13 protein-coding genes are annotated in these 12,827 nt (G+C 34.1%); 5 read left to right on the top strand and 8 right to left on the bottom strand.

The features are described from left to right. Together IGB25_RS07825 and IGB25_RS07820 are read left to right on the top strand one after the other, a co-directional pair. Complete coding sequence (locus IGB25_RS07825; RefSeq protein ID WP_211064533.1) at positions 1 to 1,671, top strand: glycoside hydrolase family 108 protein; 1,671 nt, start codon at positions 1 to 3, stop codon at positions 1,669 to 1,671. Positions 1,672 to 1,673: 2 nt separating this feature from the next. Then, positions 1,674 to 2,069: a hypothetical protein gene (locus IGB25_RS07820; RefSeq protein WP_211064532.1), complete on the top strand. Its 396-nt coding sequence runs from the start codon at positions 1,674 to 1,676 to the stop codon at positions 2,067 to 2,069. Positions 2,070 to 2,090: 21 nt separating this feature from the next. On the opposite strand, the gene IGB25_RS07815 is transcribed toward IGB25_RS07820, so the two are convergent. The 6 genes from IGB25_RS07815 to IGB25_RS07790 all read right to left on the bottom strand — a co-directional run bounded on the left by IGB25_RS07815 (position 2,091) and on the right by IGB25_RS07790 (position 8,187). Beyond that, positions 2,091 to 2,318 carry a DUF6095 family protein gene (locus IGB25_RS07815; RefSeq protein WP_211064531.1) on the bottom strand — a complete coding sequence of 76 codons (228 nt, stop codon included), beginning with the start codon at positions 2,316 to 2,318 and terminating at the stop codon, positions 2,091 to 2,093. After that, positions 2,296 to 3,123, bottom strand: a complete 828-nt coding sequence (gene murQ / locus IGB25_RS07810; protein ID WP_211064530.1) for an N-acetylmuramic acid 6-phosphate etherase — start codon at positions 3,121 to 3,123, stop codon at positions 2,296 to 2,298. The genes IGB25_RS07815 and murQ overlap by 23 nt, the downstream gene beginning before the upstream one ends. Then, positions 3,123 to 3,932 (bottom strand): DUF4249 domain-containing protein, encoded by an 810-nt coding sequence (locus tag IGB25_RS07805; protein ID WP_211064529.1) that lies wholly within the window; start codon positions 3,930 to 3,932, stop codon positions 3,123 to 3,125. The genes murQ and IGB25_RS07805 overlap by 1 nt, the downstream gene beginning before the upstream one ends. A gap of 46 nt (positions 3,933 to 3,978) precedes the next feature. Next, positions 3,979 to 6,345 carry a TonB-dependent receptor gene (locus IGB25_RS07800; protein ID WP_211064528.1) on the bottom strand — a complete coding sequence of 789 codons (2,367 nt, stop codon included), beginning with the start codon at positions 6,343 to 6,345 and terminating at the stop codon, positions 3,979 to 3,981. Positions 6,346 to 6,450: 105 nt separating this feature from the next. Then, positions 6,451 to 7,161, bottom strand: a complete 711-nt coding sequence (locus IGB25_RS07795; protein ID WP_211064527.1) for an SAM-dependent methyltransferase — start codon at positions 7,159 to 7,161, stop codon at positions 6,451 to 6,453. A gap of 3 nt (positions 7,162 to 7,164) precedes the next feature. Next, positions 7,165 to 8,187, bottom strand: coding sequence for an SDR family oxidoreductase (locus IGB25_RS07790; RefSeq protein WP_211064526.1), 1,023 nt, complete (start codon positions 8,185 to 8,187; stop codon positions 7,165 to 7,167). A gap of 91 nt (positions 8,188 to 8,278) precedes the next feature. Between IGB25_RS07790 and tyrS the strand changes: the two genes are divergently transcribed. Continuing rightward, the gene (gene tyrS / locus IGB25_RS07785; RefSeq protein WP_211064525.1) at positions 8,279 to 9,559 is read left to right on the top strand and encodes a tyrosine--tRNA ligase; all 1,281 of its coding nucleotides are present in this window, start codon (positions 8,279 to 8,281) and stop codon (positions 9,557 to 9,559) included. Positions 9,560 to 9,892: 333 nt separating this feature from the next. Here the strand turns inward: tyrS and IGB25_RS07780 are convergent, their stop codons facing one another. Beyond that, complete coding sequence (locus IGB25_RS07780; protein WP_211064524.1) at positions 9,893 to 10,165, bottom strand: hypothetical protein; 273 nt, start codon at positions 10,163 to 10,165, stop codon at positions 9,893 to 9,895. A gap of 60 nt (positions 10,166 to 10,225) precedes the next feature. Here IGB25_RS07780 and IGB25_RS07775 point away from each other — a divergent pair, with 60 nt between their 5' ends. Continuing rightward, positions 10,226 to 10,831: a DNA-3-methyladenine glycosylase gene (locus tag IGB25_RS07775; RefSeq protein ID WP_211064523.1), complete on the top strand. Its 606-nt coding sequence runs from the start codon at positions 10,226 to 10,228 to the stop codon at positions 10,829 to 10,831. Between the two features lie 14 nt (positions 10,832 to 10,845). On the opposite strand, the gene IGB25_RS07770 is transcribed toward IGB25_RS07775, so the two are convergent. Further along, entirely contained in the window at positions 10,846 to 12,138 is a 1,293-nt protein-coding gene (locus IGB25_RS07770; RefSeq protein ID WP_211064522.1) for an aminopeptidase P family protein, read from the bottom strand. 263 nt (positions 12,139 to 12,401) lie between these two features. On the opposite strand from IGB25_RS07770, the gene mce reads away from it, so the two are divergent. Beyond that, positions 12,402 to 12,809, top strand: coding sequence for a methylmalonyl-CoA epimerase (mce, locus tag IGB25_RS07765; protein WP_211064521.1), 408 nt, complete (start codon positions 12,402 to 12,404; stop codon positions 12,807 to 12,809). Positions 12,810 to 12,827 lie beyond the last annotated feature (18 nt).

The raw sequence follows: 12,827 nt of genomic DNA, 5'->3' as shown, positions 1-12,827 counted from the left end.
ATGAAAAAAGCTTTATACCTATTAGTTTTATGCTTAATTTTAGCTTGTGAGAAAGATAATCAAGTCGTCAGTGCACTTGAAAATAATAAAGAAAACTCTATAAAGTTAGAGTATGTATCAAGAAAAGCCTACCAAGACAAACCAGAAGTCAACAAAGTGATAAAACGATTTAGCTTAATTAAAGCCCAATATTTAAAGAGTAGCATAGGTCAAGATAGATATGATAATATTCTGGCAAAGACGACTTATTTACCAGAATATGACGTGACCATACAAGAGGATTATGTTGCACATATACAAGCAGGCGACTATGAATCTTTTACCTACCAAATTGTTAATACTTATATAGACGACGAGTTGCATAATTTGTTTTTAAGTAAACGTAATGATGGTTCTTATGAAGCTTATATCATGAAATATCCGCTAACAGAAGATCAGAAAACACAAATAGCAAATGGTATAAAGCCAACCAATTTACATGAAAATCATATACTTATACCTTTTGATGATTCAGGTGAGTTTCCTCGAACTGAATCATCATCATTAGTTTGTAACGATGTAAATCCTTGTTTATCTTACCCTTGTTGTGTAAACGATAATGGTACAAATGTATACATGTTTGGACCAAATACATGTGCGACGATGAATTCAGAGTATTTAGGAGGAGGTAACTGGTTTATAACATATACTCCAACTGCTTGCCCTGAATTTACACCTACTGATGGTAACGAAGGTGGTGGGTCTGGTGATGGATGTACTACAACAGATCCTAATAATGGTGGAGATAATGGAACAGATGGAGGGGATATTCCTTGTGAAGTAGATCCAAATTGCCCTGATGGCAATGATCCAAACGATGGATCCACATCTGGTGGCGGAGGTGGTTCAACCAATTCTGATGACGAAAATAATGATTCTTCAAGTAACCAAGATGATGAGGATGATGAAGATGAGTGTATTCCAGTAGGAGAAGAGATTAATGGGTTTTTACAATGTTCTGATGTGACTACACCTGTGCTTTGTGTTGAGGGTGAATGTGTGGACGATGAGGATTGTAATACTTTTGAATTAAGAATGGAAGATTTATTTAATACAGAAGGTGGCTTTGTAAATGACCCTGTTGACAAAGGAGGTCCTACTAATAAGGGCATATCATACTATGTATGGTTAGAAAATGCTCAGAATGTGCTTGGTATAGAACCAACATTAGAAAATTTACAAGCTTTGACAGAAGAAAAGGCTAAATTAATTTACAGGTCAAGATATTGGGATCCTATTTTAGCAGATGATATTAATGATGGTGATATAAGATGGCTACTTTTTGATTTTTTTGTTAATGCTGGAAGTAATGCTGTTAAAACTCTACAAGAAACTTTAAACCAATTAGGAGAAAATGTTTCCTCTGATGGCGTTATGGGTCCTCAAACAATAACCGCTCTGAATCAGTTTGACGATATAGTATTATTATATAATACCTTTAAGAATAATAGACAACAATATTACAATACTATTACTCAAAATAGCGTTAATAAATATTTAGAAGAAAACCCTAATGCAGGTATTTTAGAGATTAATAATAATACATTTCAAAAATTTATCGATGGTTGGACAAACAGGGTCAATGAATTTTTAGATAAATCCGAAAATAATAAAACAAACGTAAATTGTTAATCATGAAACATATATTTATATTTTTTATTTTTTTAGTATTTTCCAATAATATGATCTCTCAAGACATCAGTGGGAATTGGAATTGGAAATATCAGGATAAGAATCAAACAGAGATAAGTTTAGAAAGTATAGGTAATGACACCTATCAAGGCACCTATTGTTCTGTGTTTTATACTGGTGGTAAAATTGATTGCTCTGATGATGAAACAGAATTTTGCATTTCATTATCTAAAGTTTCAGAAAATATATTTGAAGGAAGTTTTGAAAGTCCATCTTTTAATGGAAATGGTAACATTAGAATAACTTATTCAAGTTTAAACCCAGATAGCTTTAAACTTGAAATATTATCAAGTTCTGGTGAATTTTATCTGCCAAATAATGTGTTTTTTGAGCAATAGTAGATATAGCAATAATTAAATCTAATCAAAAATCGCCTTAACAATTGTCATAATTCCTTTAAAAATACAAAACATGGCACCAAAAAAGAGTAAAAATCCTATGATAACGACTGGTAAAAAATAAGTATGGTCTTGATTATTAAACGCAGAATATAAAACAGACGGACCTAAAAGCGACAGAGGCAAAGCGGCTGCTAAATATTTTATCCCTTTTTTAAGTAACTCTTTATTGGTGTGTTTTCTGTCCATTGGCTATGGCTTGTCTTACGCTTTTATGTTGGTTTAATAATTGTTTTGCTTTAGCTTCGCTTACTTTTAAAGCTTCACGAATCATTTGCACACCTCGATTGACGAGCTTGTGATTACTCAATTGCATATCTACCATTTTGTGACCTTCAACGCGACCGAGTTTTATCATTAATGCAGTAGAAATCATATTCAAAATCATTTTTTGTGCCGTGCCAGCTTTCATACGAGAGCTACCAGTAACCACTTCTGGTCCAACAACCACTTCTATTGGAAAATCTACAGCTTTGGCTAAAGGGCTTTTTGGATTGCAAGTGATACAACCTGTTGGAATATTGTGAGATTTACAATGTTCAATAGCACCAAGCACATAAGGTGTCGTGCCTGAAGCGACAATGCCAATCACGATATCGCCTTTGTGGATATTGTAAGCTTGTAAATCTTGCCAACCTAATTCAGTATTGTCTTCAGCAAATTCTACGGCTTTTCTAATGGCTTGATCTCCGCCAGCAATCAGTCCAATCACCACATCATCACTGACGCCAAAAGTTGGTGGACATTCGCTGGCATCTAAAATCCCGAGTCGGCCGCTTGTGCCTGCACCAATGTAAAACAATCGACCGCCTGAAGAAACTTGTTTGACCACTTCTTTTATTAAGGTTTCAATTTGAGATAATGATTTTTCTACGGCATTTGCAACAGTTTGATCTTCTTTATTAATTATCTTAGTCAATTCAGAAACTGATTTTTGTTCTAAATCATTATAATAGGAATTTTGCTCTGTTATTTTTTTAAAATCTTCTGCCATTATTGAACGGTATATATAAATTGATCTGTTTCTGATAAGCTAAAATACCCAAAAGGAAAGTGATCTGGGTTGGTTTCATTTATAATATTACCACGAACGGTTGCAGGCTGAGTTTGAAAAGGACCTCCAGATGAACCAATTTGATTGAGAAGCACAAACATATAATCGTGAAATTGTTTAGACAACCCAAAGTTTCTGATAGTTACTTGATCACCCGTTGAAAGCTCTTCTTCTCTATATAGTGCAAAAATTGTGTTTCCATCAAAAAATTCATCATCAAATATTTCTGTGATTGGAAATTGAACAAAGTTGACAAAAAAGGTGAATAAATAAAAATTATCTTCTCCAGCTGGGTCAGTATAGTAGGCTTTGAGTTCAATTTCATCACCACTAAAGCCAGCATCATTGCGTTGAGTGACGGAGTCTATTCTTACAACAGGCATAAAAGTTTCTTCAGCGGTATAAATTTCATCGTCAACTTCTACTTTTAAGTAATATTTTTCCATTAAGTCCGCATCAAATTGAAAAGTTCTATAAAATCCAGCAGTGTCGTGAACAAATTCAAAAATTTGTCCATCGTCTTTAGTAACAGTAACAACAGCATCATCTACTGTGGTCAAACTATCTTCAAAAAAACCACGGGTTTTGGTAATTCTTACTTGTTGATTATTGCCTGTAAATCCTTTTTGTCTAAACATTGAAGCTTCTATAACCAATCTTTCTTCAGCTTCATTTAAGTCAACATCAATCACATCTTCACAAGATAAAATCAGGAAAAAACTAAAAAACAAAATCATGTATTTTTTCATAAATCAATTATTACTTAGCATTTTAATACTTTTTTCTATTATAAACTTAAAACTCAATATTATAACTAACAGATGGCACTATGCCAAAGATAGAAAATCTTACGGCTTCATTTTGCCCTGTGTTTCTATTTTCTTCAAAACTTATAGACGCTGCATTTTTACGACTGTAAACATTGTAAATCCCAAAATTCCAATAGCCTTTCCATTGTCTTTCTTTTTGGGGTTTCGGTTTATAGGTTGCCGACAAATCTAAACGATGAAATGTTGGTAAACGGTCATTGTTTCGTCCTTCAAAAACGGGAACAGTCAAACCTTGAAAACTAAACTGACCCACTGGAAAATTGACAGGCTGACCTGTGCGTAGCGTAAAATTGAGATTAAACGTCCATTGCTTATTCCATTGATAGTTTGCTAAAACGGTTAAATCGTGGGTTTTGTCATAATTTGCTAAATACCATTCGCCATTGTTGATGCCAGGCTCATTCGTAAATCTTCCTGGAGTGCGTTGCTCAGCTTGAGATAGCGTATAAGCAATCCAACCATTGAATCGTCCTCTGTTTTTCTTTAACATTAGTTCTAGACCATAACTTCTGGCTTCACCGTTTAGGGTTTCTTGTTCAATGGCATCAGTGGCGATTAAATCTGCACCGTCTATAAAGTCGAGTTTGTTGTTAGTCGTTTTATAAAAGGCTTCAAATGATAAATCAAACTGACTTTGTTTTAGGTTTTTGAAATATCCCACTGCAAATTGATCGAGTTGAAGCGGTTTTAAAAATGGTCCACTTGGTGCCCAAACATCAACTGGTGTTGGTGAATTGGTGTTGGAAATCTGATGAAGATATTGAGTCATCCTATTATAGCTAACTTTGACAGATGAATTATTATTGAAGGCATAAGCCATAGAAATACGTGGTTCAAGATTATGATAGGTTTTAATAACGTCAGAACGGCTATCACTTCGAGTTCCAATGGGTTCTGCTCGTTGATAAATCCCAAATTGTTGATTATAAATTAAAGGTAAATCATTGTCATATACATTCAATTCGTCTTGTCCTAATCTAAAAAAACTACTCCAACGCAATCCATATTCTGCGGATAGATTATCGGTTATTTGATGTTCTGCAGATAGAAAAACAGCGGTTTCAACAGCATATTTTTTGGTGAGTTGGTCTTCGTTGATTCCTGAGTCTTCACTTGTAGGCTTTATTTTTCCAGGATTGAAAATGTAGTAAAAGCTATTCAGTCCATAATTTAATTGAAACTCGTCTGATATGTAATGATTGAAGTCGTATTTAAAGTTCAGATTTTGTATCTCACTTCTAAAATTAAATCCAACATTTTCTGTGTCCAAATCAAAAATATATTCTCCGCCAATGATAGCTATATTACTAAATAACTGATCGTTAAATACGTGATTCCACCTCAAGTTAACAAAACTGTTACCATAAATATTTGTAAAACTGCCGTCTAAAGAGAAGAAATCCCGACCGAAATAACTCGACAATATCAGTTTGTTATTTTTGTCAAAAATGTAGTTTCCCTTAGCCGTAAAATCATAGAAATAAGCAGAATTTGGGTTGTCTGAAAGTTTTAGAAACAAGTGTGCATAAGTAGAACGACCACTGATTAAAAAAGAACTTTTATTTTTTTGAATAGGACCTTCCATTAGAAGTTTGCTTGAAATAATGCCAATACTTGCTTCGCCTTGAAGTTCTTTGTTGTTGCCATCTTTTTGTTTGATGTCTAAAACCGAAGAGACACGACCGCCGTATTGTGCAGGAATACCACCTTTATAGAGTTTCAAATCCTTGACAGCTTCGGGGTTAAACACTGAAAATAAGCCAAACAAATGCGAAGAGTTAAATATAACAGCTTCATCTAAAAGGATTAAATTTTGGTCAGCACTACCACCGCGGACGTTAAAGCCTGACGAGCCTTCGCCTACATTGGTAACGCCTGGAAGTTGGATAATAGACCTTAAAACATCAGATTCGCCAAACACAACGAGGATTTGTTTTATAGTGGATTGTTTGAGACGGTTTAAGCTCATTTCTGGTTGACGGATATTTTGCTGTTCAAAATTATCAGTAATAGTGATTTCATCAAGTTGCTCTGAAGATGGAACTAAAAAAAAATCTTTTTTAATATCGCGGTCAAGTGTAATTGTTTCATATAATGTTTTAAATCCTATATAGCTGATAGTCAGCGTATATTTTCCCTTTGGAAGCGTTAAAGAATAAAATCCATAAGCATTGCTAACCGTGCCAGTATTGAGTTCTTCGACAATCACGTTGACACCAAGAAGCGTTTCGTTATTTTCAATGTCTTTTATACTACCGCTAATGCTAAATTTTTCTTGAGAAAAACAGGTTAAGCTAAAAACAACTAGCATTAAAGAACAGATGAATTTCATTCTAAGGTTAATGTTTTGGAGAGTTTTTGCCTGCTTTATAAGTCCACAAATATAAAAGTCTATGTGCTTGTAATGCTTTGATTTATTTATAATTAAATCTTAAAATCAAGACTGAAAAATAAAAATAGCTGGGCGTTTGTGCAAATCGGGTTTTTCAGTTTGCCATTCTTTGATGCTTTTGGTTAAAATAAATTCTGAAGTCAAAGTCAAATCTACAGCGACACAAAGTTGAGTTTGGGGTTTAAGCGTTTTTAAAAACGTTTCAAAAAGTTGTTCGTTGCGATAAGGAGTTTCTATAAAAATTTGAGTTTGATTGTTGATTTCTGAGTGCTTTTCGAGCTGTTTGATGTGCTTTTTGCATTCGGCTTTTTCAATAGGTAAATAGCCATTAAAGGCAAAATTTTGCCCGTTTAAACCACTTGCCATTAAAGCTAAAATAATGGAAGACGGTCCAACTAAAGGAACAACTTTTATATTTTGGCGATGGGCAAGATTCACCACTTTTGAACCTGGATCGGCTACGCCAGGACAGCCCGCATCTGTCATCAAACCAATGTCTTGTCCTTCTTCACAGGGTTTTAAAAATTCGGGAATTTCAATGTCTTGGGTAAATTTATTAAGAATGTTGATCTCTAATTTATCTTGACTTTTTGATGGCACAATTTTTTTGATAAATCGACGAGCTACTTTTTCATTTTCAACAATGTAGTGATTTATATCTGTAATTTTTTTTCGAATAGAAAGTGGCAAAACTTCAAGCGGTGGTTGGTCGCCAAGTCGAGTAGGGATTAGGTAAAGCTTTCCTTTTTGATCCATATTTTAAGTTGTTGTTTTTAATTTTTTATAATCTTCAAATATAAGATTTATAGCTTCGTCTAAAGAAGTATAGCTTAAACCTAAATCTTGAATCGATTTTTTGTTGTTAAAAACCTGCTTTGAATAGATTTGTCTTATCGTATTTAAAGTGATTTGTGTTTTTTGAGATTTAAACAAACTTAAAATATTTTGAAATGCCCAGAGTAAATACAAAATTGGTTTATTGACTTTGTATTTTGGAGGTTTGCAATCAAAAACTTTTGCTATTTTTTCCATCACATTTTTAAAACTCGTGTTTTCAGCCACTAAGATATAACGTTGATTTTTTACATCAGATTGCATAAGTTTCAACATCGCTTGAATGACATCGTCTATAAAAACAAAACCTGTTTGTTTAGGTGGATAGAATTTAAAGTTATTTAAAACTTTATCAAAAATCAAACCGCTACCAGAGTCAAAAAAACCTGATCCTAAAATCACACCAGGATTGACAATAACAACATCTAAACCTTCTTGAGAAGCTCGCCAAACTTCCATTTCTGCACCAAATTTAGTGATGCTATAGCGACTGCAATACCGCTCTGTGTCTCTTGGGGCTTGTTCGTCTGTAACAGTTGAGTCTGTATATTGACCTAAAGTAGCTACTGAACTGACGTGACAAAATTTTTCAACTTGATTTGCAATAGATAGATTTACCATATTGGCTGTGCCTTCTATATTCACTTTTCTCATCATGTTATAATCACGAGGCGAATTGCCAACCCAAGTCGCACAATGGTAAACAAATCTAATATTTCTAAAAGCTTGTTCTAACTCGGAAATGTTTAAAATATCGGCTTTAATCCATTCAATTTGACTAATTTTATTTTGAAATTCAGCAGGTATTAGAGTTTTTAAAAAGTTTATGGTGTATTTTTTTTTGTCTTCACTTCGGTATAAAGCTCTGATGTTTTCCGTGTTGTTAACACACAGATTTTTGAGTAAATGCGTTCCGAGAAATCCTGTAGCACCAGAAATTAAAATCATTCGGTAAATATAAACAAATGCACAAAAGATTAGTTTTTGAAAATAATATCTTTGCCAAACTTTAATAAATAAAAAATCTAAACAATATCTTATGCTTAAAGATTTTATAGAAGAAGCCAAATGGCGGGGAATGATTCACGATGTGATGCCTGGCACACAAGATTGTCTCAACCAAGAAATGACCGCGACTTACGTGGGTTTTGATCCAACAGCAGATTCACTTCACGTAGGCAATTTGGTTCAAATAATGACTTTAGTTCATTTTCAAAAATGCGGACATAAGCCTATTGCTTTGGTTGGTGGAGCCACAGGAATGGTCGGTGATCCTTCAGGGAAATCTGCTGAACGCAATTTATTAGATGAAGATACTTTACAACACAATTTAAAATGCGTTCAAAAACAACTTGAAAAATTTTTAGCCTTTGAAGGCAACAATCTTGCTGAGGTTGTGAATAACTATGACTGGTTTAAAGAATTTAGTTTTTTAGAATTCATTAGAGACGTAGGTAAACATATCACTGTCAATTATATGATGTCAAAAGATTCTGTAAAATCTCGACTGGAATCAGGACTTTCATTTACAGAATTTTCATACCAATTGGTGCAGGGTTATGATTTTTATTATTTGTGGAAAAACAAAAATGTAAAATTACAACTTGGCGGTTCAGACCAATGGGGCAATATTGTTACTGGTACAGAGCTCATCAGGCGAAAAGGTCAAGGCGAAGCTTATGCAATGACAACACCACTGATCACCAAAGCCGACGGATCTAAATTTGGAAAATCTGAAGGTGGAAATGTCTGGTTGGATGCCAAAAAAACATCGCCTTTTAAATTTTACCAGTATTGGATCAATGCTTCTGATGAAGATGTGGTGAAATACATTAAAATATTTAGCATAAAACCCAAAGATGATATTTTAAATTTAATAGCTCAACATCAAGAAGCTCCACATCTACGTTTGCTACAAAAAGCATTAGCAGAAGAAGTCACAGCACGAGTTCATTCTAAAGAAGATTTAGAGCTCGCTCAAAAAGCATCTGATATTTTGTTTGGTAAAAGCACTTTAGACGATTTAAAATCTTTAGATGAACAAACCTTTAATGAAATTTTTGAGGGCGTACCAACTGCTAACATTTCATGGGATAAGTTAAACAACGGCTTGAATATTATTGACGCTTTAGTTGCCGAGTCTGAATTTCTAAAATCAAATGGAGAAGCGATAAGAGCTTTAAAACAAAATGCCATAGCCGTTAATAAAACTAAAGTAGCAAAAGATTATCAATTGACTTCTCAGGATTTGATTAATGATAAATACGTTTTAATCAATAAAGGAAAAAAGAACACTTATGTGTTGAAGTTTGAAGATTGACAAGTGTAAAAACAACAAAACCCCGACTCAAAAGAGTCGGGGTTTTGCATTAACTAACCAATCTATTATGAAAAACTTCATCCTAGCATTATATTAGACGTATGAAAGTCTAAAAAATTGTATTTGTTAACTTTTATTTAATACAGTAATTTTTATCCTTATTATCAAAATTAATCAAGTGTTTATATAAATATTTGTATTTGAGAGGCTTATATAAATTGTTGTAATTATCGAAAAGAAAATAATTTTTAAAGTTTATGATTTAATTTTAAGCTACATTGATTTCTAACAAAAAATAAAAGGTTTTATGATAAAGCAATTCATTTAATAATTTTAGGATTTAGTTTTCTTTTTATAAATATATTCGTTGAGATGCCAAGTGATTAAAGCGTATAAACCACCGCCGAAAACAATTGTAATGACGAGTTGAACTAAAAAGATACTAGTGGTTTCGTAAGCTTGCTCAGATACAAAATAATTCCAAGCGGTTAACACGACAAAAAGTAAAATCCCGAAACTCAAGCCTGTAGAAATTAAATATTTTTTCAGTCCTTTTTCTCTTACTTTTTTCCATTTTTTTACAAAAGGATCTTCTGAATTTTGCATATTAAAAGAATTCTTTAATTAGTTTATAAATTTAGTAAAATTGAAATTAATGCCCATTTAATGAAACGAAAAAAAATAAAGCCCAAGTTTTTTCAATCATCAGATGTTGTCAATATTGCCCAGCAACTTATTGGTTGTAGAATATTTACCCTTATCAATGATGAATTGACTTCTGGTGTCATAACTGAGACAGAAGCTTATGCAGGTTATGGAGATAAAGCTTGTCACGCCCACCTTGGAAAGTTTACCAATCGGACTTCTGTTATGTATAAACCTGGTGGAATTGCCTATATTTATTTGTGCTACGGCATACACCATCTTTTTAATGTTGTAACTAATACCAATGGTCATGCTGATGCTATTTTAATCCGTGCTTTTGAACCCGACAAAGGTTTAAAAACTATGAAGAAAAGACGCCAAAAAACAAAATTTGACAAAACGCTAACTTCTGGTACTGGCAATGTCAGCCAAGCCCTTGGTTTAAACCTTAATCACAATCAAAAATCGGTATGTTCAAAAACCATATGGTTTGAGAAAGCTAAAGGTAATACAGCTGATATAGTCGCTACAACTAGAGTTGGCGTTGATTATGCTGGCAAAGATGCTAAACTGCCATGGCGTTTTTATGACCAAAAATCAAATTTTGTTTCAGTTAAGAAAAAATAGTTTTAGCTAAAAAATTAAGCATTCATCAAATCTTCAATTTCTTCAATTTCAATTGGGATATTTCGCATTAAATTGAAAGGCTCGCCTTGTTCTTGAATCACAACATCGTCTTCTAATCTTACGCCTATGCCTTCGTCGGGAAGATAAATACCAGGTTCAACGGTAAAGACTTGGTTAGCTTTCATAGGTTCGTGCAAAAGTCCATAACCGTGCGTATCAAGACCGATATGATGAGATGTGCCGTGCATAAAATATTTTTTGTAAGCTGGCCAATCAGGATCTTCGTTTTGCACATCGGCTTTATCTAACAGTTTGAGGTCAAGTAATTCTGAGGTTATCATTTTACCGACTTCAACGTGATATTCTTCCCAAAGTGTGCCAGGAACGAGTAGTTTTGTCGCTTCTTTTTTGACTTTGTTTACCGCATTGTAAATTTGTTTTTGTCGGTTGGTAAATCTTCCCGAAACTGGGATAACGCGTGTCATATCACTGCAATAGTTGGCATATTCTGCACCGACGTCTAACAAGATGGCTTGTCCGTCTTGACATTGGGCTTTGTTTTCGATGTAATGCAGGACAGTAGCATTTTTGCCACTGGCAATAATTGGTGTGTAAGCAAAACCCTTAGAGCGATTGCTTAAAAATTCGTGCATAATTTCAGCTTCAAGTTCAAATTCCCAAACACCTGGTTTGGTATATTTCAAAACTCTTCTGAAAGCTTTTTCTGTGATATTACAAGCTTGCTGCATGGTGTCAAGCTCTAATTGGTGCTTGACAGAACGTAAGCGTTGTAGAATAGGATTGCTCTTTGCAACTTGATGTGCGGGATAATTTTCTTTTAGCCAAATATTAAAACGGTCTTCGCGGGTTTGAGTGTCGGGATTGGCACGATAATGCTCATTGGTGTTGATATAAACTGTATGGGCTTGCGACATCAATTCGTGAAAGACTTTATGAAAATCTTTTAGCCAATATACTGTTTTGACACCTGAAGTTTCAAAGGCTTGGTCTTTATCTAATTTTTCGCCTTCCCAAACGGCAATATGCGGGTTGGTTTCTTTAAGAAATAAAATTTCTTTGTGCTTGTTTTTTGGAGCATCTGGAAACAGCACTAAAATACTTTCTTCTTGGTCAACGCCACTGAGATAGTAGATATTTCTATCTTGCTGAAAAGGAATTGTACTGTCTGCACCAATAGGATAAATGTCGTTGGAATTAAAAACCGCTAAGGCATTAGGTTTCATTTTAGCGGTGAAGTTTTTGCGATTTTCTACAAATAAAGATTTGTCTATGGGTTGATATCTCATAAAATATTGTTTTGTTCAAAAATACAAATTTGCTAAGGTTTCTTGTAGTATTATTCTTAAAAAATAATGGTTTATCGGTGTTAGGGTTTGCGACAGTGGTAGGAGCGATAGCCCGTAACATAAGCGGCTTATACAAAGTCACAACAAAAAAGCGACCGGCAGGAAGCTCTTTTTGGAAGTTGACTTTGTAAGCTGGTTATGGCGGACTAAAGCGGATAACACGGCTGTCGTCATAGAAATTATTTATATCTTTGGAAATAAAAATGATGAGAAAAATTGAGCATTTGGGCATTGCTGTGAAAGATTTGGAAGTGGCCAAACAAACCTACGAAACCTTGTTAGGAAAATCAGCATATCAATCTGAACGTGTTGAAAGTGAAGGTGTTGAAACGGTTTTTTTTAAAACGGTGGAAAGCAAAATTGAACTTTTAGGAGCGACTCAAGACGACTCGCCGATAGCGAAATATCTTGAAAAACGAGGCGAAGGTCTTCATCATATCGCGTTTGATGTGGCTGATATTGAGGCTGAGATTGAAAGGTTGAAATCTGAAGGTTTTCAATTGATAAGCGACCAACCCAAAGCTGGTGCAGATAACAAGCGTATTGTGTTTTTGCATCCCAAATCGTCGCACGGGGTTTTGGTGGAACTTTGTGAGGAGATTAAAGATTGATTGTTATGCCAATTTGGC

This window comes from Flavobacterium sp. CS20, from assembly GCF_018080005.1.
Lineage (GTDB): Bacteria > Bacteroidota > Bacteroidia > Flavobacteriales > Flavobacteriaceae > Psychroflexus.
This window is presented reverse-complemented; position numbering and strand designations above follow the sequence as displayed.